The sequence below is a fragment of the Rathayibacter sp. VKM Ac-2805 genome (assembly GCF_009834265.1).
In the GTDB taxonomy this organism is placed as follows: domain Bacteria; phylum Actinomycetota; class Actinomycetes; order Actinomycetales; family Microbacteriaceae; genus Rathayibacter.
The window spans coordinates 875,862-899,881 of record NZ_CP047185.1 but is presented as its reverse complement, the minus strand read 5'-3'; the positions used below and the strand labels follow the sequence as shown (position 1 = coordinate 899,881).

Sequence of the window (24,020 nt, the reverse complement as noted above, 5' to 3'; positions counted from 1 at the left end):
CCGAATCGGATGTGAACCCTCTCAGGAAGATAGAGGCTCCATGTTTCCGTCACGTGTCGGCCGGGTCACCTCCGCGAGATGCCTCTTCGGTACGCCTCGCCCGGCGACTCGAGTGCCCGAGTGGCATCCGGCGAGAGGAGCAAGGAGGGCCCGGTCAGAGGAAGAGGGAGAGGACGAGCGTGGCGCCGAGCGCGAGGACGGAGGCGAGGGAGACGCCGACGGTCACGGACTTGAGGGCGCCGCGGACCGACTGGCCGAGGAAGCTCTGCAGCAGCCAGAAGGTGTTCGAGGTGACGTGGATGCAGAACAGCGCGCCGGAGCCCGCGGCGAGTGCGATCAGCAGCGGGTCGAGGCCGAGTGTCGCGGCGACCGGCGCGACGACTCCGGCCGCCGTGATCGCCGAGAGGGTGACCGAGCCGACCGCGATGTGCAGCACGGCCGCCATCACCCAGACGAGCAGCAGCGGCGCGGTCGCCGAGGTCGTGAAGTAGCCCTTCAGGATCTCGCCGAGGTCGCCCTGGGCGATCACCGCGGCGAGCGCCCCGCCGACGCCGGTGAGCAGGAAGATCTGCCCGCCGTCCTGGAAGCCCTTGGCGACCGCCTTCTCCATCCGCGCGGTTCCCACGGTGGACCGGCCGACCACTCCGGTGCCGATCACGGCGAGGAGGAGCGCGATGACGGGGTTCCCGAGGAACTGCAGCACCGGCAGCTCGACCCCGGAGACGGTGAGCACCGCCTGCGCGGCGATGAGCAGGAGGGCGAGGAGCATGGGCGCGAAGAGGAGCAGGAGCGGGCGCTCGCGGGCGGCGTGGGCGTCCTGCGCTCCGGCGGGACCCTCCGCGTCCTCGACGGACGAGCCGGACGAGCCGCCCGATGCCGCTCCGGCTCCGCTCGAGGACGCCCCGCCGCTCCCCCGCGCTCCGAACGACGGCAGCCGTCCGCCGTCCGCGGCGGGCGACGCCCCCACCGTCGCGAGCCCGGTCGTGTCGTCGCGCACGACCAGCTGCTCGTCGCGCGCCGGGTCCCAGAAGCCGAGGCGGAACGCGAGCGACATCAGCAGGATCGTGACCACGACCGTCGGCGCCACCACCGCGAATCCGCCGAGCATCATCACGCCCAGCGGCACTCCGAGCAGCCCCGCGAGCGCGACCGCGGCGAAGCCGGGCACCATCATCACGATGCCCGTCTCGAGCCCGACGGCGAAGGTCACGGCGACGATGCCGGTGCCCGCGCGCCCCAGCCGCGGCGCGATCCGGCGCGCGAGCGGGGCCGCGATCACGATCAGCGCGTCGACGAAGATCGTCTGCAGGTACGTGGCGAAGGACAGGCCCAGCGCGTAGGGGATCCCGCGGCGGCCGAAGACGCGCAGCAGGCCCTCGACGAGCCGGACGACGGCGCCCATCTCGTTGAGCATCGCGCCGATGAGCACGCCCCAGCCGATCAGGAGGCCAGCCTCCATCATCACCTCGCCGAAGCCGGTGGTCATCGTGGAGACGGTGTCGACGGGGCCGAGCCCGGTGAGCAGGCCGATCGCGGCGGCTCCCACGGCCAGCGCCAGCACCGGGTTGAACCGGAAGCGCACGATCGCGACGACCACCACGACGATCACGAGGGCGACGACGCCCAGGGTGTACCACTCGGGCATGACGTCCTCCTCCGCCCGCGACTGCGCGTGCCGTCACACCCTAGGGGACCGCCGCGCACCCCCTCGCCCCCGCCGGGCACGGGGCCCTAGCGTGGACGCATGGCACTGACGCTCCCCGAGCCCCGACTCCCCTCCCTCCTCGACTCCCCCGTCCTGCGCTGGGGGGTGATCGCGCCCGGCTCGATCGCCGGCTCGTTCGTCGAGGCGCTGCAGAAGCACACCCGGCAGCGCGTGGTCTCGGTGGGCTCCCGCTCGCTGGAGCGCGCGGAGCGGTTCGCGAGCCGGTTCGGGATCGAGCGGGCCTCGGCCGGCTACGAGGCCGTGGTCGAGGATCCGGAGGTCGACGTGGTCTACATCGCGTCCCCGCACTCGGAGCACGCCCGCCAGGCGCTGCTCGCCATCGCCGCGGGCAAGCACATCCTGGTCGAGAAGCCGTTCGCGCCGACCCCGGGCGAGGCCGAGATGATGGTGCACGCCGCGCGCGACGCCGGAGTCTTCGCGATGGAGGCGATGTGGATGCGCTACCTGCCGCACATGGACGTCGTGCGACAGCTGCTCGCCGACGGGGCGGTCGGCGCGCCCGCCGTCGTCTCGGCCGACTTCGGCGCCGCCTTCGACTTCGACCCCTCCAGCCGGATCTTCGACCCGGCGCTCGCGGGCGGCGGCCTGCTGGACGTCGGCGTCTACGCCTCCTCCTTCGTCTCGATGGTGGCGGGCACCCCGCAGAGCACCGTCGTCGCCGGCAGCATGACCTCGACCGGCGTCGACGCGACCGCGACGATCGTCGGCAGCCACGCGCACGGGGTGCAGTCGGTGGCCACCTCGACCGTGCTGGCCGACACCCGGCACGCGGCGAGCGTCGCTGGGCGGGCGGGGCGGATCGACGTGCACCCGTCGTTCTGGACGCCGGGCGGCGTGACGCTCACCCGCGGCTCCGAGAGCGGGTCGTGGATCGACGAGACGCCGCTTCAGGGCGGCGAGGGCCTCGCCTGGGAGGCGCTGCACGTCGCGCAGTACGTGACGGAGGGGCGCACCGAGTCGCCGCTGCACCCGCTCGACGAGGTGGTCGCCGTGGTGCGGACCCTCGACGACGCGCGCCGCCGGCTGGGCGTCTCGGTGTAGGGCGGGCGGCGGGAGACCGCGGTCCCGGCCCTCAGCCCGCCGGCAGCTCGACGCGGAAGCTCGTCCGCCCCGGCTGGGACGCGACGAGGACGCGCCCGCCGTGGGCGTCGACGACCGCCGCCACGATCGCCAGGCCCAGCCCCGTCGATCCGGTCGTGCGCGCTCGGGAGGAGTCGCCGCGGGCGAAGCGCTCGAACAGCACCGGCACCAGCTCCGGCGCGATGCCCAGACCGGAATCGGTGACCGTCACGACTGCGATCGGCCGCCCCTCCGACACCTCCTCGGCGAGGGCCGCCACGACCCGGGTGCCGGGGGGCGTGTGCACGGTCGCGTTCCGCAGCAGATTGGCGACCACCTGGTGCAGCCGGAAGCCGTCGCCGCGGATCTCGATCGGCTCCTCGGGGAGCTCGAGATCCCACTCGTGGTCGGGGCCCGCGGCGTGCGCGTCCGACAGCGCCTCGATCACGAGCAGCGTCAGGTCGACGGGCTCCTTCTCGAGGTCGCGGCCCTCGTCGAGGCGGGCGAGCAGGAGGAGGTCCTCGACCAGCGAGGTCATCCGGGTGGCGGCGGACTCGATCCGATCGAGGGAGTAGGCGGCCGACTCCGGCAGCTCGGTCCCGCCGCGCCGGGGCAGCTCCGCGTAGCCGCGGATCGCCGCGAGGGGGGTCCGCAGCTCGTGCGAGGCGTCGGCGACGAACTGCCGCACCTTGTCCTCGCTCGCCTGCCGCGACTCCAGAGCACCGGTGACGTGGTCGAGCATGCGGTTGAAGGCGGCGCCGACGCGGCCGACCTCGGTGCGGGTGTCGGCGTCCTCCTCCGGGACCCGCTCGACCAGCTCGACGGCGCCGCGGTCCAGCGGCAGCTCGGCCACGCGGGTCGCCGTCGCCTCCACCCGCTCCAGGGGCCGCAGTGCCACGCGGATGATCGCGGTGGCGACGAGGGCGACCAGCAGCATCGCCAGCAGCACCACCACGACGACCACCCAGGTGAGGGAGGCGAGCGTCTCGGCGACCTCGCCCAGGGGGACGCCGACGACGACGACGGAGCCCTCGACCGCCGCCGCGCGCACGCGGTAGGTCCCGAGGCTCCCGGGCAGCTCGATGGTCGCCTCCTCGCCCCCCGCGGCGACGGCCGCCGCGAGCACCGAGTCGGCCGGGTCCGAGAACTGCCGGCAGACCCCGTCGGCGTCGACGTAGGCGCCGATGAAGGAGCCGTCCGAGCCCTGGACGGCGGTGATGGTGCTGAGGTTCTGGCTCGGGCCGCCGCCGAAGGATCCGCTCGGGCAGGTCGTGGCCTGCTCGATCGCGCTCGACCCGCCGAAGCGGCTCGGCCCGTCGAAGTCCTGGAGGCGCGTGACCGACTGGCTGAGCGACGCGTCCGTGCTGCCGTAGAGGATCGACCGCGCCGAGAGCACGCTCACCGCTCCCACGACGCCCGCCGTCACCGCCACGAGCGCGACCACGGCGACGACCATCCGCCGCCGCAGAGTCCACGGCGCGCGCCGGCCGCTGCGGGAGCTGCGGAGGGCGGAGCGGGTCGCGAAGTCGCCGAGCGACGGGCGGCCGGTGCGGCTCACTGGTCGGCGGGCTTCAGGAGGTAGCCGGCGCCGCGCACGGTGTGGATCATCGGCGAGCGGCCGGCGTCGATCTTCTTGCGCAGGTACGAGATGTAGATCTCGACCACGCTCGACTTGCCGCCGAAGTCGTACGACCAGACCCGGTCGAGGATCTGGGCCTTGCTGAGCACGCGGCGCGGATTGCGCATCAGGAAGCGCAGCAGCTCGAACTCGGTGGCGGTCAGCTCGATCTCGTCGCCGCCCCGGCGGACCTCGTGGCTGTCCTCGTTCAGCACCAGGTCCCCCACGACGACCTCGGGGTCGTCCGCGTCGTTGGCGAGCAGGGTGCTGCGGCGGATGAGTCCGCGCATCCGGGCGACCAGCTCCTCGAGGGAGAAGGGCTTGGTGACGTAGTCGTCGCCGCCGGCGGTGAGCCCGGCGATCCGGTCGTCGAGCGCGTCCTTCGCGGTGAGGAAGAGGACCGGGGTCTCGCTGCCGTCCGCGCGGACCCGCTGCAGGACCTGGAGGCCGTCGATGTCGGGGAGCATCACGTCGAGCACGATCACGTCGGGCCGGAACTCGCGGGTGATCGTGATCGCGGCGCGGCCCTCGGCGGCGGTGCGCACCTCCCAGCCCTCGTAGCGCAGCGCCATCTGGAGCAGGTCGGTGAGGGTGCTCTCGTCGTCGACGACGAGGACGCGGATCGGCGTCCCGTCGGCCCGCTTCAGGCGGGTGCGCTGCGCGGGGGCGAGGTGCTTCGAGGGGGCCGGGGTGCTCATGACTCCAGTATCGGGAGTTCCCTATGGATCGGCTATGACCGGCCGATGCCGTCGCTGTGCGCTCCCGATGCGTCCTCCGCGGGATCGGCGTCGAGCTCCTCCGGAGCGATCGCCGCGGTGCGCGCGTAGCCGCGGACCCGCCGGTCGATGAAGGTCGCCGCCCAGAGCAGGACGCCGATCACGAGCAGCACCCCCGCGATCCCGTACTGGGCGGTGTCGCGTCCCGAGGTGATCGGCAGCACCAGGTAGACGCAGGCGATCGTGCCCAGCACCGGCAGCACGGTGGGGGTCCGGAAGTGACGGTGCTCGACCGGCTGCCGCCGCAGCACCAGCACGGAGACGTTGACGACGGCGAAGACCGCCAGCAGGAGGAGCGACGTGGTCCCGCCCAGGAGCACCGCGATGGGGTCGGAGGGGTCGCGCGACACGTAGGCGGTGAGGAGCAGGGCGATCACCGTCGTGAAGAGGATCGCGGCCCACGGCGTGCGCCGTCCGCGCAGCACGTTCTGCAGGAACGGCGGCAGCACGCCCTGGCGGCTCATCCCGTAGAGCAGGCGGCTGGCCATCATCATGTTGATCAGCGCGCTGTTGGCCACGGCGAAGAGCGAGATGAAGGGCAGGAGCGTCGAGATCGGGAAGTCGGGCGCCGCGGCCTCGACGACCGTGACGAGCGGAGTGTCGTTGCCGGCCAGCTCCCCCACGGGGACGATCGCGACGGCGAGCGTGGATACGAGCACGTAGACCACGGCGGTGATGCCGAGACCCGTGAGCATCACGCGCGGGAAGATGCGGCTGGGCTCCTTCGTCTCCTCCGCCATGTTCACCGAGTCCTCGAAGCCGACCATCGCGAAGAACGCCAGCGAGGTCGCGGTGCTCACCGCGAGCAGCAGCGACTTGTCCTCCGGCGCCTCGAACGCGACCACCCGCGAGAAGTCGGCCTGCCCGCCGAACACCGCGAAGAAGCACACGAAGATCACGAGCAGCAGGCCCGAGAGCTCGATCAGGGTGAGCACCACGTTCAGCCCGACGCTCTCGGCGACGCCCCGCAGGTTCACCAGGGCGATGCAGACCATGAACACCAGCGCGATGCTCAACCGCGTCCCGGCGCCGTCCCCGAGCCCGAAGCCGATCGCGAAGTTGCTCGCGAAGGCGCCCGAGGCGGCGGAGGCCGAGGTGATCCCGCTCGCCATCACGGTGAAGCAGACGAGGAACGTGACGAAGTGGATCCCGAACGCCTTGTGCGCGTAGAGCGCGGCGCCCGCCGCCTGCGGGTACTTCGTCACCAGCTCCAGGTAGGAGCAGGCGGTGAGCGTGGCGACGACGAACGCGATCACGAAGGGGAGCCACGCGGCCCCGCCCACCTCGGCCGCGACCTGCCCGGTGAGGGCGTAGATCCCGGTGCCGAGGATGTCGCCGACCACGAACAGCAGCAGCAGCTTGGGGCCGAGCACCCGCTTGAGCTCGGGCGGGGCGGACGTCTCTCTCGTGGCGGTCATCGTCGGCCCCTCCCGTTGCGGATGAGCGCGAGCCTACGACCGCGGGCACCGCCCCGGGAAGAGCGGGCGCCCGGGGAGCAGGAGTCGACGTCACCCACGACTCCGCCGTCGCGCCGTGCGCAGCGCAGCCTCCACCTCGCCGGCGGGAGGCTGCGCGAGGCCGGCTGACCGGATGCTGCCACGGCCGGAGCCTGCCCGGGCGTCCGGTGGTCCCCCGACCCTCCGGCCCGCGCGGAGCCGGGGGGTCCGCCGCATGTCCGGATGCTGCCGTGCCCGGATGCTGATCTGGTGCGGCCGACGGCCCTCCGCGAGGCTCGGAGGACCACGACGAGAGGACGGACCATGACCGCCACTGCACCCGCCGCCACCCCGCACCTCGGCCCCGTCGCCGCCGGAGGCGCCCTCGCCTGGGCCGCGCTGGCCGCGCTGCTCCTGCTCGGGGAGCCGCACCCCGCGGCTGTCCTCGTGCTCGTGCTCGCGGCCGCCGCCGCGACCTCGCTGAGCGTCGTCGCCGTCGCCCGCCGGCAGCCCCCCGCCCGCCGCACCGGCGTCGTGATCGGTCTCCTCGCCCCCCTCCTCGCGAACGCCGGTCTCACTCCGCTCGCCGCGCTGGTCGGCCCGGCCGTGCTCGGAGCGGTGGCGCTGGTCCTCGCCGGTGAGCTCGCCGTCGTCGCGGTTCTCGCGCGGCGGCGCTGAGTGCGCGCCTCCTACACTCGGGAGGGTCGGGAGAACGGGGGGCCGCCGGTGCTGAGCGAGAACGCGATCGCGCTGTACCTGCACGCGTCCGTGCGCGGAGACTGGTCGCTCGAGAGCGCGTCGGACGAGCTCGGCGTCACCGTCGACGGCCTCCGCGAGGCGCGCGACGAGCTGATCGGGCTCCGGCTGCTCGCTCCGCTGCACGCGGGGGCGGAATCGCTCGCCACGGCCGCACCGGACATCGCCCTGGCCGAGCTGATCGCCGAGGACGAGCGGCGCCTCCTCGAGCTGCAGACCGGGATCACCCGCCGCCGCAGCGAGCTGATGGCCCTCGTCCCCGCCTACCGGAGCGCCCGCAGCGCCCTCGCCGCCGCGGAGCAGGTGGAGGTGATCGAGGACCCGGCGACCGTCCTCCGGCTGCTCCTCGACCTGCAGCGCGGAGCCTCGGAGGAGGTGCTGATCGCCGCTCCCGGCACCAGCAGCGTGGAGCGGCACGAGGCGAGCGACGCCGTCGACCGCGAGCTGCTCGGGCGCGGCATCGCGAGGCGGACGCTGTACCACGACCGCCGCCGCGACAACGCGGCCCTCCGGCGCTCGGTCGCGGAGCTGGAGCCGCTGGGCGCGCGGTTCCGGACCCTCCCGGTGCTGCCCTTCCGGCTGGTGGTCTTCGACCGCTCCCTCGCGATCGTCGCCCGCTCCCGCGACGAGGACGACCGCGCCGCCCTGGTCGTCCGCTCCCCCGAGCTCGCGGCGACCCTGGCGCGCGTGTTCGACGCGGCGTGGGAGTTCGCAGCGCCCCTGCACGCGGCAGGTGCCGAGGAGGAGCCCTCCCTCTCCGCGGTGCAGCGGTCGATCCTGCAGGGCCTCGCCGCCGGGCTCACCGACGAGGCGCTCGCGGCACGGCTGGACCTCAGCGTGCGCACCTGCCGTCGGCACATCGCCGGTCTCTTCGAGCTGCTCGGCGCCGAGAGCCGCTTCCAGGCGGGCGTGCTCGCGTCTCGGCGGGGCTGGCTGCCGGTCCGGCCGCGCTGACGCAGGCCGTCGGCGAGCTCAGCGCCGCGGAGCCGGGCGCCGTCCGTCGAGGGCCCGCTCAGCCCGCGTGCGCTCCGAGGAACGCGAGCGCCCGCGGCCAGGCGTCGGTCGCCGCCTCGGCCTGGTAGGTCTGCTCGTTCGCGTCGTTGAAGAAGGCGTGGCCCGCTCCCGGGTAGACGACGACCTCGACGTCCTTGCCCTCGGTCGCCTCGCGGAGGCGCGGCACCTGCTCGACGAGGGGAGCGTCCTGATCGCCCAGGAACGCCAGCACCGGCACCTGCAGCGCGCCGAGCTCCTCGGCGGACGCGGTGACGTGCCCGTAGAACGGCACGGCCGCCGCCAGCCGCGGCTCGGCCAGCGCGAGCGCCCACGAGAAGGTGCCGCCGTAGCAGAACCCGGTGACGGAGACGCTGGTCGCGCCCTCCTGGCGCAGGAGCCGCTCGACGAGGGCGCGGAGGATCGCGACGGTGCGCGTCGCGTGCTCCGGAGTGAAGACGGGGGCGAAGAAGGTGCGCAGCTCGACCTGGCGCGGCAGGCGCCGCACCGGGTGGTCGTAGTCGGCGCGCTGCTCCTCGTCGAGCTGCTCGAGCAGGCCGCTGTCGGCCAGGAGCTCGGGGGCGACGACGCTGTAGCCCTCGGCCGCGTAGCGGTCGGCGACCGAGCGGATGTGCCCGTCGACCCCCCAGACCTCGTGGATCAGGATCAGCGCGCGGCCGCCCTCACCGCTGCGGTACACCGGTACGTCGTGCTCGGCCAGGGTCCAGGTCTCATCGCTCGTGGGCATGCTCGCACCCTAGCCCCGGAGCCCGGGAGCACGCGTCGTCAGAAGTCGTACTCGCAGTTGCGGAGGTTCGCCACGTCCTCGGTGAGCGTCGGCTCCCCGCCGAGCAGGAACGCGTAGTTCTTCGAGTTGGAGGCCAGGAAGCGCAGCGTCGAGTCGTGCACGCAGTCGCGCTCGGTCAGCAGCACGGACGAGCCCAGGGCCGCCGCTGTCGTCGCTCCCGAGAGGGCGTCGGCGAAGGAGGACCCCGCGGCGAGGAAGACGCTGTCCTGCAGCAGCGACTGGGGGTAGGCGCTGTTCAGCTCGACGCTGGTCTCGTAGCGGTCGCGGCCGGCGATCCTCGAGACCGAGGGGGCGAGGCCGCGACGCGCGAAGTCCGCCACGTACGCGTCCCGGATCGAGGGGTCGCCGCCGAGGAACTCCACGTGCTCCGGCGCCAGGTCGCGCACCGCGGTCGCGGTCGCGGAGTCGGCGCCCGACGTCGCACCGTCGACCAGCAGCACGGGCTGCGCCCGCCAGCCGGCGATCGGCGCGGCCGACAGTGCGTCGGGGAAGTTCGTGCCGGTCGCGACGAACATGTTCGAGTAGGGGCCGGTGCCGAAGGCGTCGGCGACGATCCGGCGGGAGGTGTCGTAGCGGTCCGTCCCGCCGATGCGCTCGGTGCCGCCGACGATCGAGCGGATCGCGGAGAGGACCCCGGGGCTCACGCTCAGCTCGCTGCCGACGACCACGACCCGCTCCGGGCGGAGGCGGCGGATCTCGTCGGAGACGACCCGAGGCAGGCGGTCGGGATCGGTGAGCAGGAGCGCGCCTCCGAGGGCGGCGGCGGCCGGGCCGGCGCTCAGCGCATCCGGCCAGTTCGCCCCGCTGGCCACGTAGAGCACCGGGATGCCCGGGGAGAAGTAGCCCGTCGCCTCCACCGAGGTCGCGTAGCGGTCCGATCCGGCGAGGCGGCCGGTGTACTGCTGGTAGTCGCTGCTCAGCGAGAGGTCGATCCCGGCGGCCGATCCGCCCACCGGGACGCGCACGTCGCCCGCGTCGCCCGAGCGGAGGACGTGGTCCCAGTAGCTGTCGTCGATCACGTCGTCGCGGCTCGACGCCCGGACGAGGTAGTCGCCCGGGACGACCTGCTGGAACGAGTACGGGTTGTCGCCGCCCGTGATCAGGTCGAGCTCGCCGGTGCGGAAGTAGCCGTCGGTTCCCGGGTCGCGGTACCAGATGTCGACGCGCTGGTCGCCCGCGACGCCGCTCAGGCGTCCCTCGAGCGAGCCCAGCCGTGCGGTGCGCAGCTGCACGCCGGCCGCAGGGGCCTGGAGCGGCTCGGCGCTGCGGGCGACGGCGCTGCCGCCGGACCAGAGGTCGGCGTACAGGTCGGCGTTGTCCTTGATCAGCAGGTAGTAGGTCTGCCCGGCGGTGAGCCCGTCGATGCTGAAGGTGAGGTCGCCGGCGACGGAGTGGTTCCCGAGGAGCCCCGCCTCGCTCGACCAGACCTCGACGTTCAGGAGGGCGCCGCGGGGAGTGGTGGTCGCGATCGAGCCGTCGGCCTCCTCGACCACGACACGGCCGCTGATCGACGCCGCAGCGCTCGCACGGGCGGCGCTCGGCGCCTCGTCCGGCACGGCGGGCAGGGGGGACTCGGCGCTGGGCTGCCAGAGCGGCTGCCCCTCGGGGAGCACGATCGAGCGGGGCGCGTCGGAGGCGGCGTCGAATGCGGCGACGGGGGCGGCCGACGGCGCGGCCGCCGATGCGGCGGAGGCGAGCGGGCCGGAGGTGATCGCCAGGGCGGCGACGAGGACCGCGGAGGCGGCGGACCTCAGAACGAGCGGGGACACGGCGGAGTGCCTGCTTCCAGGAGGAGGTCGCCCTGCGGCCGACCCGGCGGAGGGGATCGCGCTCATGCTAGCGGCGGCCCGCGCCCCGTCGTCCTCCCCGATCAGGGGTCAGGAGACAGGCGGCGCGACCAGGATGTCGTCCCACTCCAGAGCGCGCTCGAACCGGAAGCCGTGCCGCTCGTAGAGGCGGCGGGCGTCGCTGCGCTTCAGCACGTCGAGCCGGAAGGGCAGACCCGGCCGCGCCTCCTCCGCCATCACCCGGCGCAGGACGGCGCCGCCGACTCCGCGTCCCTGTGCGTGCGGCGCCAGGTAGAAGTGCTCGATCCAGACCGCGTCCGGCTCGACCCGCGCGGCGATGCTCCCGGCGAAGGCGCCGTCGAGCTCGATCACCCGGGTGAGCTCGGGCCGGTAGCCGTCGAGGAAGCGGTGCCGCACGCGGTGCTCGTCGTAGCGGTCGAGCGACTCGAGCGACGGGCGCATGACGACCGCGCGCAGCTCGGCGATCGCCGCGGCGTCCTCCGAGGTCGCGGGGCGGAGCGACCAGCCGGCGTCGTCGGCCACGGTCAGCGGCCGCGGGGCTTGCGGGTGCGCCGCACCGCCGGCGCCGACGCCTTGGCGCGGGCCGGCTTCTTCTTGCCGCCGCCGGCCCTCTCCGCCTTCTCGCGCGCCTCCCGCGCCTTCGCCTTGGCGGCCTTCGCCCGCGACTCGACCTTCGGCGTCGCGGCGGTTCCGCGCGTGGTGTTCGCGCTGCGGCCGCGGACGACTCCGATGAAGTCCTCGACGTCGTCGCCCTTGTCGTCCGTCACCCAGGCGAGGCGGACGGAGGAGGGAGCGACGCCGGTCACCGGCACCGCGGTGACGTCCTTGCGGCTGTGCACGCGCGCCACCGACTGCGGCACGATCAGCACGCCCACGCCGGCCGCGACCTGCTCGACCGCGTCGTCGAGGCCGGCCATGCGCGGCAGCGGGCGCCGCGAGCCGTCCGCGAGCTCCTCGGCGACCGCGGCCCACTCGGGCACGTCCTCCGGGTCCTGGAGGAGGTGCTCGCCGGCCAGCTCGGCGACGTCGAGCTCCTCCGCGGCGGCCAGGACGTGCTCGCGGCCGACGACGGCGACGGGCTGCTCGTCGTAGAGGTGGATGGAGCTGAGGGCGGAGGAGGAGACGTCGCCGCGGACGAACGACAGCTGCGCGCGGCCGTCGAGCAGCGCCTGCTCCTGCTCGCGCTCGGCGACGACGGTGATGCGCAGCGGGAGATCGGAGCGGCGCTGGCCCCAGACGCGGGTCCACTTGGTGGGGGTGACGCCGGGCACAAGGGCGACGGCGAGCACGGGGCCGGCCGGGACGGCGTCCTCGGCGTCGGAGTCGGCGGCGTCGGAGTCGGCGGCGTCGGCGGCGTCGTCGACATCGCTGTCCCCGGCGTCGCTGTCCTCGGCGTCGAGGTCGGCGGAGTCGAGGTGGTCGGAGTCGAGGTCGTCGGAGTCGCCGTCCTCGGAGGCGCCGTCCGTGTCGTCCGACTCGGTTCCGGCTCCGGCGCCGACCGCGCCCGATCCGGCCGACGCGTCGACAGCCGCCGCGTCCGCCCCGCCCTCCGGACGCCCCTCCGCCTCGGGAGCGGCCTGCGGGTCGACGGTCTCGGGCTGCTCGCTCATCCCCTCAGGGTAGGTGGTCCGCGCCGCGCCGGTAGGGTTGCCGCATGGCCAAGGCGACACAGACGATGAAGGCTGCGACCGCGGCGAAGAAGCTGCAGGTCTACCTGCCCGCGACCCCGGAGGAGTTCCAGGAGTCGGCGATCACGCGCGAGCAGTACGACGAGCTCGCCGCGAACCCGCCCGCCTGGCTCGTGCAGCTGCGCGAGGAGGGGCCGCACCCCCGCTCCGTCATCGCCTCCCGGCTGAACGTCTCCATCTCGGGGCTCGCCCGCGGCGGCGTCACCGAGGCGCTGACCACTCCCGAGATCCAGGCCCTGCTCGACGAGGTCCCCGAGTGGCTGCGCGTCGAGCAGAACCGCTACGCGGAGGTCCGCCGCGAGCAGGCCCGCATCAAGTCCGAGCGCGCCGCCAAGGCCGCCGACTGACCCCACCCCCGCCTGCAGGACCCCGATCCGGCGCGGGCGACGTGGCCTGCGGACCGGAGCGGGATCCCGCCGAGGGGAGCCGCGCGGCTACTGGTTCGAGAACGCGGCGTCGAACGACGCGGTCGGGGTCCTCCAGAGCAGCGAGCGGATGAAGCCGACGGCCTCCTTCGCGCCGTGGAGGCGGTCCATCCCGGCGTCCTCCCACTCGATGGAGATCGGGCCGGAGTAGCCGATCGACTCCAGCGCCCGGAACGCGTCCTCCCACGGGACGTCGCCGTGCCCCGTCGAGACGAAGTCCCAGCCGCGGCGCGGGTCGCCCCAGGGCAGGTGCGAGCCGAGCACGCCGGCGCGGCCGTTCTTCGGGCGCAGGCGGGTGTCCTTGCAGTCGACGTGGTAGATCCGGTCCTTGAAGTCGACGATGAAGCCGACCGGGTCGATGTCCTGCCACATCATGTGCGACGGGTCCCAGTTGAAGCCGAAGGCCGGGCGGTGCCCGATCGCCTCGAGGGTGCGCACGCTCGACCAGTAGTCGTAGGCGATCTCGGACGGGTGCACCTCGTGCGCGTAGACCACGCCGTTCGCGTCGAACTCGTCGAGGATCGGGTTCCAGCGGGTCGCGAAGTCCTCGTAGCCCTCGTCGATGACGGAGGCCGGCACCGGCGGGAACTGCGCCACGTAGGGCCAGATCTTCGAGCCGGTGAAGCCGACGACCACGTCCACGCCGAGCTTGCGGGCGACCCGCGCCGAGCGCTTCATGTCCTCGGCGGCGCGCTGCCGCACCCCCTCCGCGTCGCCGTCGCCCCAGGTGTAGTCGCGCACGAGTGCCTTGTGGCGGAAGTCGATCGGGTCGTCGCAGACGGCCTGGCCGGTGAGGTGGTTCGAGATGGCGAAGACCTCGAGGCCGTAGCGGTCGAGGATCTCCAGGCGCGAAGCGGCGTAGGCGTCGTCCTCGTCCGCGCGCTTGAGGTCGAGGTGGTCGCCCGAGGCCGCGATCTCGAGGCCGTCGTAGCCCCACTCGGCGGCGAGTCGGGCGACCTCCTCGAAGGGCAGATCGGCCCACTGCCCGGTGAACAGCGTCACGGGGTGGGTGGCGGGGTAGGTCTTCTCGTCGCTCATGCGGCGATCTCCGTCCGGTCGTCGGCGGCGGGCACGGTCACCCAGGCGCCTGTCTCGGCCGCGTCGAGCACGGCCTCGGTGATGCGCGCCGCGCGGAGGCCGTCGGCGAAGGTCGGCAGACCCTCCACGTCGGCGCCCGCCACGGCGGCGTAGGTGTCGCGGGCGAACGCTGTGAAGGCGTCCTGGTAGCCCATCGGATGACCGCTCGGCACGATCGAGAGCCGGGCCGCATCGGGCGCGAGGATCGAGGCGTCGCGCGGCACCAGCAGGGCGCTGTCGCGCCGACCGACCCACAGAGTCTCGGGCAGCTCCTGCTCGAAGCGCAGCGACTCCTCCAGCCCGGAGACCTCGAGCACCAGCTCGTTGCGGTGGCCCGCGGTGACCTGCGAGACGAGGAGCGTGCCGACGGCGCCGCCCTCGAGCCGGACGATCAGGCCGGCCACGTCCTCGGTGCTCACGGGGCGGCCGCCGCGCTCGGCGTGGACGGTGCTCGTGATCGCGGCGAGCGAGTCGATCCGGTCGCCGGTGACGAACTCCAGCAGATCGACCAGGTGCGAGCCGATGTCGCCGAAGGCGCGCGAGCGGCCGCCGGCGGCCGGGTCGACGCGCCAGTTGTCGTCGGAGGCGCCCAGCAGCCAGTCCTGGAGGTAGCTCCCGCGGACGGTGACCAGGCGGCCGGTCTCGCCGGAGGCGACGCGGGCACGGGCCTCGCGCACCATCGGGTGGAAGCGGTAGGCGAACGGGACGGTCGCCACCACGCCGGCGGAGGACGCGGCCGCAGCGAGCGACTCCGCCTCCCGCAGCGTCGCGGCGAGCGGCTTCTCGCACACCACGTGCTTGCCCGCCTCGATCGCCGCGAGCGCGAGTGCGGCGTGCGTGGCGTTCGGGGTGCAGACGTGCACGAGGTCGATGCTCTCGTCCTCGATCAGGGCCCGGGCGTCCGGGTAGGCGCGCTCGACGCCGAGCTCGGCCGCCGCCCGCTCGCCCTTCTCCGGGGTGGAGGAGGCGACTCCGGCGAGCACCGCTCCGGCGCTGCGGGCCGCGCGGCTGTGCACGGCCGCCATGAAGCCGCCGCCGAGCACGCCGACGCGCAGGGGCGCGGGCATCAGGAGAGGGTCGCTTCGGTCGGGTCCCAGCTCTCGGGCAGTGCGGGGCGGGGCGTCACGGAGCTCGTGACGAGGACCTTCTCGCCGGTCTCGGCGGCCTCGAGGAGCGAGAGCATCACGTCGGTGACGTGGTACGCGAGGTCTCCGGAGGCGGCCTCGGGGCGGTCGGCCCGGATCGCACGGGCGAGCTCGAGCACGCCGGTGCCGCGGGAGGCGGTCGAGCCGGTCGCCGCGATGACCTCCGGCTCGGCGGACCCGCGGCGGTGCAGGGTGATCTCTCCGTCGTGCTGGTTCGGGTCGGGGAGGACGAGGGTGCCCTCGGAGCCGTTGATCTCGACGAAGCCGGTGCGCGGCAGGCTCGACTCGAAGCTCCACACGCCCTGGGCCGAGGCCCCGGACTCGAAGCGGAGCAGCCCGCCGATGTGCGTCGGGATGGTCACCGGGAACTCGGTGCCCTCCTTCGGGCCGGAGCCCACCACGCGGGTGGCGCGGGCCTGGGACGAGACGGCGGTGACGCTCTCGACGGGGCCGAGGTTCTGCACGAGCGTGGTGATGTAGTACGGGCCCATGTCCAGCAGCGGTCCACCGCCCTCGGCGAAGAAGAACTCCGGGTTCGGGTGCCACGACTCGGGGCCGGGGCCCTGGAAGAGGGTGAGGGCCGAGAGCGGCGTGCCGATGGCTCCGCTCTCGATCACGCGCTGCGCCGTCTGGAGGCCCGCGCCCAGGAAGGTGTCGGGAGCGGTCGCGACGCGCAGCCCCTTCTCCTTCGCCAGCGCGAGCAGCTCGATCCCGCTGTCGCGGTCGAGCGAGAAGGGCTTCTCGGTCCACACGTGCTTGCCCGCCTCGACCGCGCGGCGCGCGACCTCGACGTGCGCGGCCGGGATCGTGAGGTTGACGACGATCTCGATGCCCTCGTGCGCGAGGAGCTCCTCGACGGTGCCGGAGGCGGGGACGCCGAAGGCCTCGGCCTGGGTCCTCGCCCGCTCGAGGTCGATGTCGGCGACGAAGAGCACCTCGAGGTCGGGGAAGACGGTGAGGTTGGTCAGGTACTGGGTGCTGATGTTGCCGGCGCCGATGACGCCGACGCCCACGCGGCCGGTGCCGCTCATGCGCCGAGCCCCGAGACGTAGCGGTGGGCCGACTCCAGGCCCTCGAAGATGTCGCCGGCGTAGGCGTCGAACTCCAGCACGGGCAGGGCCTGCGGAGCGGCGGCGAGGATCGCCGGGACGTCCATCGCGCCCTCGCCCGCGGGCAGCTGCTCCTGGGTGTCGGCCGAGATCGGACCGTCCTTCACGTGCAGGAAGCGCACCTGGTCGCCGAGGCGTCCGAGCACCTCGACCGGGTCGTCGCCGCCGACGGCCGCCCAGTAGGTGTCGAGCTCGAGGACCATGCGCGGGTCGAGCAGGCCCGCGAGGTGCTCGAAGGCGCTGCGGCCGTCGACGCGGTTCTCGAACTCGAAGGCGTGGTTGTGGTAGCCGAGCACCAGGCCGCGCGCGGCGGCGGAGTCGACCAGCGCGTTCAGCTCGTCGGCGATGCGGGCGACGTCGTCCGCGGTGGTCCAGCGGGTCGGATCGACGAAGGGGTCGATCACGGTCTCGACGCCGAGCGAGACGGCCGTGTCGAGGATCTCGTCGACGGTGGCGCCGCCCTGCGGGCCGAGGAGGCGCGCGTGGGCGCTGGGAGCGCGCAGTCCGCTGGCCGGGAGCGCCGCGCGGTAGGCGTCGGCCAGGTCGACGAACCCGAAGAGCTCGACCGTGGTGAAGCCGATCGCCGCGAGGCGGTCGAGGGTGGCGGGCAGATCGGCCGCGAGCGGCTCGCGCACCGAGTACAGCTGGACAGAGAGGTCTGGGGGTGTGGCCACCGGTGGGGCTCCTGATCGCATCGGAAGGTGTGCCTCGAACCCTACGCGGACTTTTGCTCACGGACAAGCAAAACTCGCCCTGCACGCCCGCCAAGTCGGGCGCCCGCCGCACAGAAGCACGGGCGCTGTGGTTGACTCTGGCCATGTCCCCGCGCCGCCGCATCACCGTCAGCGCGGTCGGCGAGCTGCTGCTCCTGCTGGCCGACGGGGCGCCCCGGACGCGGGCCGACGTGGTCGCCGAGACGGGCCTGCCGCGTGCGGCCGTCTCCGCCCAGCTCGACGTCCTCACCGCCTCCGGCCTGGTCGCCCGGCAGGACGACGCCCCCTCCTCCGGCGGCCGTCCCGCCGCCCGCGTGGCCTTCGACCCCCGGGCGCGCAGCCTCCTCGCCGTCGACCTGGGCGCCGCGCACGCCGTCGTCGCCCTGACCGACCTCGACGGCACGGTCCTCGCCCGCCGCCGCGAGAGCATCGCCATCGCCGACGGCCCCCTCGCCGTCCTCGGCCACGCCCTCGACGTCGCCGCGGCCCTGCTCGGCCGGACTCCGGCGGCCGGCCCGCTCGCGGGAGTCGGCGTCGGCGTCCCCGGACCCGTCGAGCACGCGACGGGCCGCCCGGTGAAGCCGCCGATCATGCCCGGCTGGGACCGCTTCGACATCCCGGAGTTCGTCGGCCGCCGCCTCCCCGTGCCCGTCCTCGTCGACAACGACGTGAACCTGCTGGCGCTCGGCGAGCACGCCGACCACTACGCCGACGTCGACGACCTCCTCTACGTGAAGGTCTCCACCGGCATCGGAGCCGGGATCGTCAGCGGCGGCGCCCTGCAGCGCGGAGCCCTCGGAGCGGCGGGCGACCTGGGCCACGTGCAGGTCCCCGGCGACCGCGGCGAGGCCGACCTCGAGGCGATCGCGAGCGGCTCGGCGATCGCCCGCCGGCTGACCGAGTCCGGGATCGACGCCGCCAGCACCTCCGACGTCGTCACCCTGCTGACCGGCGGGGACCCCACCACCGTCGAGCTCACGCGCGCCGCGGGCCGCGACATCGGCGAGGTGCTCGCCACCTGCGTGAACCTCCTGAACCCGTCCGTCATCGTCGTCGGCGGCAGCATCGCCCAGGCCAGCCACGAGGTCCTCGCCGGGGTCCGCGAGGTCGTCTACCGCCGCTCCCTCCCCCTGGCGACCCGCGCGCTCGACATCGTGCAGGCCGCGGCCCAGGGCGGAGGCGTCCGCGGTGCCGCCCTGATGGTCCGGCGCCACCTCCTCTCCCCCGCGCACGTCGACGCCTTCCTCGACGCCTGAGCCGCCGGCGCGAGCCGTCCCGCCCCGGTGAGACGCCGCGGGTCGGCGTGCCGATTCGACCGGGCGCCGCAGGGGGCAGAGAATGAATCGGTGCCCGACCTGCAGCTCTCCTTCCCCTGGGAGACGCAGCCCGTCTTCACGGACGCCGAGCCCCCGCACCTCCGGAGGGTCGTCGCCGACTCCTCGGACCGCGTCGCCTGGCTCCGCGCCCGCTCGCGCGGCATCACGGCGACCGACGTCGCCCGCCTCTCCTCCCCCGCCGCGATCGGCAAGGCAGCGCTCGACAAGCTCTACGGCACCGGCTTCGGCGGCAACGCCTTCACCGACCACGGCCGCGCCCGCGAGCCCGAGATCGCCGCCTGGGTACGGAGCGAGCACGCGATCGAGCCCAGCAGCACCCTCTTCCACGCGAGCCAGGAGCGGCGCCACCTCGCCACGCCCGACGGCATCGGCCTCCGCGAGGACGGCCGGCTCGAGCTCTGCGAGATCAAGACCACGACGAAGCCGTGGCGGAGCATCCCGCGCCACTACCTGCGGCAGGTCTTCTGGCAGCAGTACGTCCTCGGCGCCGAGCGCACGCTCGTCGTCTGGGAGCAGCACCGCGACTTCGTGCCGATCGAGGGCGAGCCGAACTCCCGCTGGGTCGACCGCGACGAGGACGAGATCCACATCCTCGTCCGCCTGGCGGGGATGCTGATGGCCGAGCTGCACGAGCGGACGCGCGCCCGGTGACGGTCCTCCTCCTGCACGGCCTGGGCGGCGACCGCTCCCAGCCGCTGGGGCTGCTGCGCTCCGCCCTCCCCGCCGGCAGCGAGGTCATCGCTCCGGACGTCCGCGCCCACGGCGCCTCCGAGCTGCTCGGCGCGCCCGGCGACTTCGCCCTCGAGGCGCTCGCCGACGAGGTGACGGAGGAGGTCGTGCGCGCCGGAGCCGCGCACAAGCCGCTCACGGTGCTCGGCATCTCGATGGGCGCGGCGATCGCCCTGCGCCTCGCCGTCCGACGCGTGCTGCCGATCGACCGCGCCGTCTTCGTGCGCCCCGCCTTCACCGCCGAGCCGCTGCCCGAGAACCTCACCGTGTTCCCCGTCATCGCGCAGCTGCTGCACGACCACGGAGCGAAGCGCGGCGAGCGGATGTTCCGCGCCTCGGGCCTGTTCGCGCGCGCCGCCGAGGTGTCCCCCGCGTCGGCGGAGGCGCTGACGCTGCAGTTCCGCTCCCCGCGGGCGGCCGAGCGCGCCGTCCGGCTCGCCCAGATCCCGCGGAACGCCGCCTACCGCGACTCCGGAGAGCTGGGCGAGGTCATCGCGCGCACCCTGGTGATCGCGGCCGAGCGCGACCCCGTGCATCCGGTCGAGGTCGCGGAGGCGTGGGCTAGGGCTCTTCCGGATGCGGACTGCGAGCGGGTGCCGGCGCGGGACGAGGGCTTCGCCGCTCAGCAGGACCGGATCCGCGGGCACGTCCGCGGCTGGCTCGCTCAGCGCTGAGGTCCTCGAGCGCGAGCACCAGGCCGACGAACGCGAGCCAGAGCACTGCGATCGCCGTCGCCACGAACTCGAGCGTCCCGCCGAGCCGCAGCCACACGCGCAGGAGGGACAGGATCCCGCCCGTCCCGGCGACGACCGCCACCGAGATCCCGGCGGCGAGCGAGAGCCGCGCGACCGCAGGGCGCCCCCGCACGGTCGCCAGCTGGAGCATCGCGGCGCAGGCGGCCCCGAAGCCGAGCACGGCGGCCGAGGTGTGGATGAGGTCCTGCCAGCGGAAGGCCGGCCCGACCGGCAGCGGGCAGCCCGCCGTGCAGGTCACCTGCGAGGCGAGCGCGAAGCAGGCGGCCGCCAGGAGGATCGCGCCCGCCGGGCGGAGGGCGGGGAGCAGGCGGGCGCGCACCGGCCAGGCGCCCGCGGCGATCAGCGCGCCGCCGGCCGCCACGAGCAGAAGAGCGGCCTCGAAGGCGCCCGCCGTCGGCAGGTCCGGCGCGCCCATCTCGCTGACGTAGACCCAGCGGCTGGTGCCGATGCTGATCCGGGCGGCCAGGAGGACCACGAGCCCGGCCAGGACAAGGAGGGCACCGCCGACCAGCAGGGTACGTCGGCGTCGCATCCCCTCATCGTGCCAGACCGGGCGCCCGCGGCTCCGCGCGCCAATCTTCTCCCGAGGGTGACACCCCCGTAACAGCGCCGACTCATTGCCTCGATTGACTGGTCGAGGCGTCGGATGCGGGGATCGGGGGCGACGTCCTCGGCACGCTCCACCCGCACGCCTCAGCGACAGGAAAGGCGACGATGCACACCAGCGCGCTCGGGCACGGCCTCGCGATCGGCGAGATCCCGGAGGAGGTCGTCCTCCCCGACACTATGACGGCGGCGGTGATCGACGCGCCGGGCGACGCCTCCGCCCTGCACCTGGCGACCGTGCCGACCCCCTCCGCCATCAACGCCGAGTTCACCGTGAAGGTGGTCGCGGCCGGCGTGAACCCGCTCGACGCGAAGACGCGCGCGGGCCAGGGGGTCGCCTCGCAGATCGCCTCCTACCCGGCGGTCCTCGGCCACGACTTCTCGGGCGTCGTCGTCTCGAGCCCCTACCCGGCGCATCCGCTGCGGCCGGGCGACGAGGTCTACGGCTTCGTCATGGTGCCGCGCTACTCGGGCTCCTACGCGGAGTACGTCAGCGTGCCGAGCGTCTCCATCGCGCGGAAGCCGTCGACGCTCTCGCACGTGGAGGCGGCCGGCGTCCCGCTCGCGGCGCTCACCGCCTGGGGCATGGTCGTCGAGCTCGCCAAGGCGCACGAGGGCCAGCGCATCCTCATCCACGCCGGGTCGGGCGGAGTCGGCCACTTCGCCGTGCAGTTCGCCGCCTACTTCGGCGCCTCGGTGATCGCGACCGGCTCGACCCGCAATCTGCAGTGGCTGCGCGAGCTCGGCGCCGCGCAGGTGATCGACCACACGGCCGAGCGCTTCGACGAGCTGCTGTCCGGCGTCGACGTGGTCATCGATCTGGTCGGCAACGTGCACGACGACACGGGCTCGCGCTCGCTGAGGGTCCTCCGCCCCGGGGGCCTGATCGTGAACGCGCCCACCGGGAGCTGGCCCGGGTTCTTCGAGGAGGCGGCCGCTGCGGGCGTGCGCGCCTCCACCTACCGCGTCGCTCCCGACGGGGCGACCCTCGGCGTGGTCTCGCGCCTTCTCGAGTCGGGCGACGTCCGCGTCTTCATCGACGGCATCTTCCCCCTCGCCCGCGCCTGCGAGGCGCACGAGCAGCTCGAGACGGGCCACACCCGCGGCAAGATCGTCCTCACCGTCTCCGAGGGCTGACCTCGGCGAGAGGCCACTCGGATACGCCACGCGGTGCGCGTCGCGTACCCGGGTGGCGTCTCGCGGGGAGGGTCAGGCGAGAGAGCGCTCGAGGACGAAGTCGTCCTCCCAGCGGTCGCCGACGAGGAAGCGCTTGCGGCCGACGACCGCGAAGCCGTGCTTGGAGTAGAACCGCTGAGCACGCGCATTCTCCTCGTTGACGCCGAGCCAGACGCCCGCGGCACCGTGATCCAGCGCCTCCTCGAGGGTCGCGGCCATCAGCGCGGCCGCCGCTCCGGAGCCGTGCCGGCCGGGCAGGAGGTAGAACTTGCTGAGCTCGACGGTCGGACGCAGCCGGATCGCCGCGACGACGTCGGCGTCGGCGGGCTCCCCGCGCACGAGCATCGCGTAGCCGGTCAGCGCGCCGGAGTCGTCGTCGACCAGGAGCGAGCGGAGCGGATCGGCGAGGTGGTCGCGGAAGCGCTCGACCGAGAGCACGGTGCGCACGAACTCGGCCTTCGCCTCCGCGGTGGTGTGCGGCGGGCAGGCCAGCGGGAAGGTCGCGGCGGCCAGCTCGGCCAGGGCCTCGGCGTCGGCGGCCGACGCGCGGCGGACGGTCACGGGAGGCGCGGCGGAGTGGAGCGGCGGATCACCGGTCCAGTATGCCGGGACGACGAAGGAGGGGGCCCGCCGAAGCGGACCCCCTCCTCACGTCAGTGCGCGCTCGGCTCAGGCCAGGACGTTGACGTCCAGCGGGATGCCGGGGCCGAAGGTCGTCGAGACGGCGGCCTTCTGGATGTAGCGGCCCTTCGAGGAGGACGGCTTGAGGCGGAGGATCTCGTCGAGCGCGGTCTTGAAGTTCTCCTGGAGCTGCTCCTCGGAGAACGCGGCCTTGCCCACGACGAGGTGCACGTTGGCGTGCTTGTCGACGCGGAACTCGATCTTTCCACCCTTGATCTCGGTCACGGCCTTCGCCACGTCCGGGGTCACGGTGCCGGTCTTCGGGTTGGGCATGAGGCCGCGGGGGCCGAGCACCTTTCCGAGACGGCCGACCTGGCCCATGAGCTCCGGGGTCGAGACGGCGGAGTCGAACGAGGTGTACCCGCCCGCGACCTTCTCGATGAGCTCGGCGCCGCCGACCTCGTCGGCACCGGCGGCCAGCGCGGCCTCGGCGGCCGGACCGGTCGCGAACACGATGACGCGGGCGGTCTTGCCCGTGCCGTGGGGCAGGATGACCGTGCCGCGGACCATCTGGTCGGCCTTGCGGGGGTCGACACCGAGCTTGAGGGCGACCTCGACGGTGCTGTTGAACTTGGCGGAACCGGTCTCGCGGGCGAGCGCGACGGCCTCGTCGGCCGTGTAGAACTTGCCCTCTTCGAGCTTGGCCGCGGCGGCCCGGTAGGCCTTCGACTTCTGTGCCATGTTGTTTCTCCTTGAAACGAGAATGTGGTTCTAGAGCCTGGCGGGCTCTCCCACGGGGGTGATGGAGTTCTGGTGGTGCCGCGATCGCGGCCGTGACTGCTGCTCGCGGGAGGCGGAGAGGTCCTGCGGAGGCGTTTCCGGACCGGGCGTGCGACACCGCTGAGGGGCCGCCGTCGGGTTCTCGAGGCTTCCGCGGTGGGTCCGCGCCGGTGGGCGCGTCGCTCCCGCCGTCGAGCAGCGCGTCGCGCTACTCGACCGTGATGCCCATCGAGCGGGCGGTGCCGGCGATGATCTTCGCGGCGGCGTCGATGTCGTTGGCGTTCAGGTCGACCTGCTTCGCCTCGGCGATCTCGCGGACCTGCGCCTGGGTGAGCTTCGCGACCTTCACGGTGTGCGGGGTCGAGGAGCCCTTGGCGACGCCGGCGGCCTTCTTGATGAGCTCCGCCGCGGGCGGGGTCTTCAGCACGAAGGTGAACGAGCGGTCCTCGTAGACGGTGATCTCGACGGGGATGACGTTGCCGCGCTGCGACTCGGTCTGCGCGTTGTACGCCTTGCAGAACTCCATGATGTTGACGCCGTGCTGACCGAGCGCCGGACCGATCGGGGGCGCGGGGTTGGCCGCGCCGGCCTTGATCTGGAGCTTGATCAGGCCGGTGACCTTCTTCTTGGGGGCCATTCTGATTCCTTTTCTCAGGGTTCGAGCGGTCGGGGGCTCCCGGCCGCTCTCCCGCGCATCCGACGGTGCCGGATCGCGGTGGAGGAGGGTCGTCCGGCGCGCACAGGGGCGGGCGCCGACACGAAAACCCGTACGAGCTTACACGAGCGGACCCACCCCCGACAGGGCTGAGGAGGGGCCGACGCCCGGGGGCGCGTGGGGCGGTGCCGGAGGGGGCGCCGCCCGGAACGGCGAACGCCCCCTCC

24 protein-coding genes are annotated in these 24,020 nt (G+C 73.8%); 8 read left to right on the top strand and 16 right to left on the bottom strand.

The genetic code is table 11. The features are described from left to right. Positions 1-154: 154 nt before the first annotated feature. Positions 155-1,645: an SLC13 family permease gene (locus GSU40_RS04170; RefSeq protein WP_160033792.1), complete on the bottom strand. Its 1,491-nt coding sequence runs from the start codon at positions 1,643-1,645 to the stop codon at positions 155-157. A gap of 99 nt (positions 1,646-1,744) precedes the next feature. On the opposite strand from GSU40_RS04170, the gene GSU40_RS04165 reads away from it, so the two are divergent. Then, entirely contained in the window at positions 1,745-2,767 is a 1,023-nt protein-coding gene (locus tag GSU40_RS04165; protein WP_104234222.1) for a Gfo/Idh/MocA family oxidoreductase, read from the top strand. Positions 2,768-2,798: 31 nt separating this feature from the next. Here GSU40_RS04165 and GSU40_RS04160 read toward each other — a convergent pair whose 3' ends face one another. The 3 genes from GSU40_RS04160 to GSU40_RS04150 are packed head-to-tail and all read right to left on the bottom strand — an operon-like array spanning position 2,799 to position 6,597. Next, positions 2,799-4,343, bottom strand: a complete 1,545-nt coding sequence (locus GSU40_RS04160) for a HAMP domain-containing sensor histidine kinase (protein ID WP_244229590.1) — start codon at positions 4,341-4,343, stop codon at positions 2,799-2,801. Further along, positions 4,340-5,101 carry a response regulator transcription factor gene (locus GSU40_RS04155; protein WP_104223650.1) on the bottom strand — a complete coding sequence of 254 codons (762 nt, stop codon included), beginning with the start codon at positions 5,099-5,101 and terminating at the stop codon, positions 4,340-4,342. The genes GSU40_RS04160 and GSU40_RS04155 overlap by 4 nt, the downstream gene beginning before the upstream one ends. A 32-nt stretch (positions 5,102-5,133) precedes the next feature. Further along, a complete protein-coding gene (locus GSU40_RS04150) occupies positions 5,134-6,597 on the bottom strand; it encodes an APC family permease (protein WP_104247764.1) in 1,464 nt (487 codons plus the stop codon). Positions 6,598-6,939: 342 nt separating this feature from the next. On the opposite strand from GSU40_RS04150, the gene GSU40_RS04145 reads away from it, so the two are divergent. Continuing rightward, positions 6,940-7,293 (top strand): hypothetical protein, encoded by a 354-nt coding sequence (locus GSU40_RS04145; RefSeq protein WP_160033790.1) that lies wholly within the window; start codon positions 6,940-6,942, stop codon positions 7,291-7,293. 48 nt (positions 7,294-7,341) lie between these two features. Beyond that, positions 7,342-8,325 carry a LuxR C-terminal-related transcriptional regulator gene (locus GSU40_RS04140; protein ID WP_160033788.1) on the top strand — a complete coding sequence of 328 codons (984 nt, stop codon included), beginning with the start codon at positions 7,342-7,344 and terminating at the stop codon, positions 8,323-8,325. Between the two features lie 58 nt (positions 8,326-8,383). On the opposite strand, the gene GSU40_RS04135 is transcribed toward GSU40_RS04140, so the two are convergent. From GSU40_RS04135 to GSU40_RS04120, 4 genes are all read right to left on the bottom strand, one after another. After that, positions 8,384-9,109 (bottom strand): dienelactone hydrolase family protein, encoded by a 726-nt coding sequence (locus GSU40_RS04135; RefSeq protein WP_104282054.1) that lies wholly within the window; start codon positions 9,107-9,109, stop codon positions 8,384-8,386. Positions 9,110-9,147: 38 nt separating this feature from the next. Further along, on the bottom strand, positions 9,148-10,938 hold the full coding sequence (locus GSU40_RS04130) for a cell wall-binding repeat-containing protein (RefSeq protein ID WP_160033786.1): 1,791 nt from the start codon (positions 10,936-10,938) through the stop codon (positions 9,148-9,150). Positions 10,939-11,046: 108 nt separating this feature from the next. Beyond that, on the bottom strand, positions 11,047-11,499 hold the full coding sequence (locus tag GSU40_RS04125) for a GNAT family N-acetyltransferase (protein ID WP_244229589.1): 453 nt from the start codon (positions 11,497-11,499) through the stop codon (positions 11,047-11,049). Between the two features lie 2 nt (positions 11,500-11,501). Continuing rightward, entirely contained in the window at positions 11,502-12,587 is a 1,086-nt protein-coding gene (locus GSU40_RS04120) for a LysR substrate-binding domain-containing protein (RefSeq protein ID WP_160033784.1), read from the bottom strand. Between the two features lie 44 nt (positions 12,588-12,631). Between GSU40_RS04120 and GSU40_RS04115 the strand changes: the two genes are divergently transcribed. Further along, complete coding sequence (locus GSU40_RS04115) at positions 12,632-13,012, top strand: DUF5997 family protein (protein WP_104223641.1); 381 nt, start codon at positions 12,632-12,634, stop codon at positions 13,010-13,012. 87 nt (positions 13,013-13,099) lie between these two features. Here the strand turns inward: GSU40_RS04115 and GSU40_RS04110 are convergent, their stop codons facing one another. Genes GSU40_RS04110 through GSU40_RS04095 form a run of 4 tightly spaced genes read right to left on the bottom strand, consistent with a single transcriptional unit; the run spans position 13,100 to position 17,095 of the window. Next, positions 13,100-14,128, bottom strand: a complete 1,029-nt coding sequence (locus GSU40_RS04110) for a sugar phosphate isomerase/epimerase family protein (protein ID WP_167299019.1) — start codon at positions 14,126-14,128, stop codon at positions 13,100-13,102. Next, positions 14,125-15,234 (bottom strand): Gfo/Idh/MocA family oxidoreductase, encoded by a 1,110-nt coding sequence (locus GSU40_RS04105; RefSeq protein WP_104223640.1) that lies wholly within the window; start codon positions 15,232-15,234, stop codon positions 14,125-14,127. Before GSU40_RS04105 ends, GSU40_RS04110 begins: the two co-directional genes overlap by 4 nt. Beyond that, positions 15,234-16,343, bottom strand: a complete 1,110-nt coding sequence (locus tag GSU40_RS04100) for a Gfo/Idh/MocA family oxidoreductase (RefSeq protein WP_104234231.1) — start codon at positions 16,341-16,343, stop codon at positions 15,234-15,236. The genes GSU40_RS04105 and GSU40_RS04100 overlap by 1 nt, the downstream gene beginning before the upstream one ends. Next, positions 16,340-17,095, bottom strand: a complete 756-nt coding sequence (locus GSU40_RS04095) for a sugar phosphate isomerase/epimerase (RefSeq protein ID WP_244229588.1) — start codon at positions 17,093-17,095, stop codon at positions 16,340-16,342. The genes GSU40_RS04100 and GSU40_RS04095 overlap by 4 nt, the downstream gene beginning before the upstream one ends. 143 nt (positions 17,096-17,238) lie before the next feature. On the opposite strand from GSU40_RS04095, the gene GSU40_RS04090 reads away from it, so the two are divergent. From GSU40_RS04090 to GSU40_RS04080, 3 genes are all read left to right on the top strand, one after another. Further along, positions 17,239-18,390, top strand: a complete 1,152-nt coding sequence (locus GSU40_RS04090) for an ROK family transcriptional regulator (RefSeq protein WP_104223637.1) — start codon at positions 17,239-17,241, stop codon at positions 18,388-18,390. A 99-nt stretch (positions 18,391-18,489) separates the two neighbouring features. After that, positions 18,490-19,122, top strand: coding sequence for a YqaJ viral recombinase family protein (locus GSU40_RS04085; RefSeq protein ID WP_104223661.1), 633 nt, complete (start codon positions 18,490-18,492; stop codon positions 19,120-19,122). Continuing rightward, complete coding sequence (locus GSU40_RS04080; protein ID WP_160033780.1) at positions 19,119-19,874, top strand: alpha/beta fold hydrolase; 756 nt, start codon at positions 19,119-19,121, stop codon at positions 19,872-19,874. Before GSU40_RS04085 ends, GSU40_RS04080 begins: the two co-directional genes overlap by 4 nt. Here GSU40_RS04080 and GSU40_RS04075 read toward each other — a convergent pair. After that, positions 19,762-20,487, bottom strand: a complete 726-nt coding sequence (locus tag GSU40_RS04075; protein ID WP_104282412.1) for a DUF998 domain-containing protein — start codon at positions 20,485-20,487, stop codon at positions 19,762-19,764. The genes GSU40_RS04080 and GSU40_RS04075 overlap by 113 nt on opposite strands. Before the next feature lie 254 nt (positions 20,488-20,741). Between GSU40_RS04075 and GSU40_RS04070 the strand changes: the two genes are divergently transcribed. Further along, positions 20,742-21,698 (top strand): NADP-dependent oxidoreductase, encoded by a 957-nt coding sequence (locus GSU40_RS04070; protein WP_160036113.1) that lies wholly within the window; start codon positions 20,742-20,744, stop codon positions 21,696-21,698. 72 nt (positions 21,699-21,770) lie between these two features. On the opposite strand, the gene GSU40_RS04065 is transcribed toward GSU40_RS04070, so the two are convergent. The 3 genes from GSU40_RS04065 to rplK all read right to left on the bottom strand — a co-directional run bounded on the left by GSU40_RS04065 (position 21,771) and on the right by rplK (position 23,775). Next, a complete protein-coding gene (locus GSU40_RS04065) occupies positions 21,771-22,298 on the bottom strand; it encodes a GNAT family N-acetyltransferase (RefSeq protein WP_104249802.1) in 528 nt (175 codons plus the stop codon). 108 nt (positions 22,299-22,406) lie between these two features. Continuing rightward, positions 22,407-23,099: a 50S ribosomal protein L1 gene (gene rplA, locus GSU40_RS04060; RefSeq protein WP_104257179.1), complete on the bottom strand. Its 693-nt coding sequence runs from the start codon at positions 23,097-23,099 to the stop codon at positions 22,407-22,409. Between the two features lie 247 nt (positions 23,100-23,346). Further along, complete coding sequence (gene rplK / locus GSU40_RS04055) at positions 23,347-23,775, bottom strand: 50S ribosomal protein L11 (RefSeq protein ID WP_104223632.1); 429 nt, start codon at positions 23,773-23,775, stop codon at positions 23,347-23,349. Positions 23,776-24,020: the final 245 nt, after the last annotated feature.

Bases quoted from the DNA above. Each gene is read 5' to 3' on its own strand.
- GSU40_RS04135 (WP_104282054.1), bottom strand. From the start codon at position 9,109: ATGCCCACGAGCGATGAGACCTGGACCCTGGCCGAGCACGACGTACCG.
- GSU40_RS04145 (WP_160033790.1), top strand. From the start codon at position 6,940: ATGACCGCCACTGCACCCGCCGCCACCCCGCACCTCGGCCCCGTCGCC.
- GSU40_RS04070 (WP_160036113.1), top strand. From the start codon at position 20,742: ATGACGGCGGCGGTGATCGACGCGCCGGGCGACGCCTCCGCCCTGCAC.
- GSU40_RS04155 (WP_104223650.1), bottom strand. From the start codon at position 5,101: ATGAGCACCCCGGCCCCCTCGAAGCACCTCGCCCCCGCGCAGCGCACC.
- GSU40_RS04100 (WP_104234231.1), bottom strand. From the start codon at position 16,343: ATGAGCGGCACCGGCCGCGTGGGCGTCGGCGTCATCGGCGCCGGCAAC.
- GSU40_RS04105 (WP_104223640.1), bottom strand. From the start codon at position 15,234: ATGCCCGCGCCCCTGCGCGTCGGCGTGCTCGGCGGCGGCTTCATGGCG.
- GSU40_RS04165 (WP_104234222.1), top strand. From the start codon at position 1,745: ATGGCACTGACGCTCCCCGAGCCCCGACTCCCCTCCCTCCTCGACTCC.
- rplA (WP_104257179.1), bottom strand. From the start codon at position 23,099: ATGGCACAGAAGTCGAAGGCCTACCGGGCCGCCGCGGCCAAGCTCGAA.
- GSU40_RS04110 (WP_167299019.1), bottom strand. From the start codon at position 14,128: ATGAGCGACGAGAAGACCTACCCCGCCACCCACCCCGTGACGCTGTTC.
- rplK (WP_104223632.1), bottom strand. From the start codon at position 23,775: ATGGCCCCCAAGAAGAAGGTCACCGGCCTGATCAAGCTCCAGATCAAG.
- GSU40_RS04120 (WP_160033784.1), bottom strand. From the start codon at position 12,587: ATGAGCGAGCAGCCCGAGACCGTCGACCCGCAGGCCGCTCCCGAGGCG.
- GSU40_RS04075 (WP_104282412.1), bottom strand. From the start codon at position 20,487: ATGCGACGCCGACGTACCCTGCTGGTCGGCGGTGCCCTCCTTGTCCTG.
- GSU40_RS04170 (WP_160033792.1), bottom strand. From the start codon at position 1,645: ATGCCCGAGTGGTACACCCTGGGCGTCGTCGCCCTCGTGATCGTCGTG.
- GSU40_RS04150 (WP_104247764.1), bottom strand. From the start codon at position 6,597: ATGACCGCCACGAGAGAGACGTCCGCCCCGCCCGAGCTCAAGCGGGTG.
- GSU40_RS04115 (WP_104223641.1), top strand. From the start codon at position 12,632: ATGGCCAAGGCGACACAGACGATGAAGGCTGCGACCGCGGCGAAGAAG.
- GSU40_RS04090 (WP_104223637.1), top strand. From the start codon at position 17,239: ATGTCCCCGCGCCGCCGCATCACCGTCAGCGCGGTCGGCGAGCTGCTG.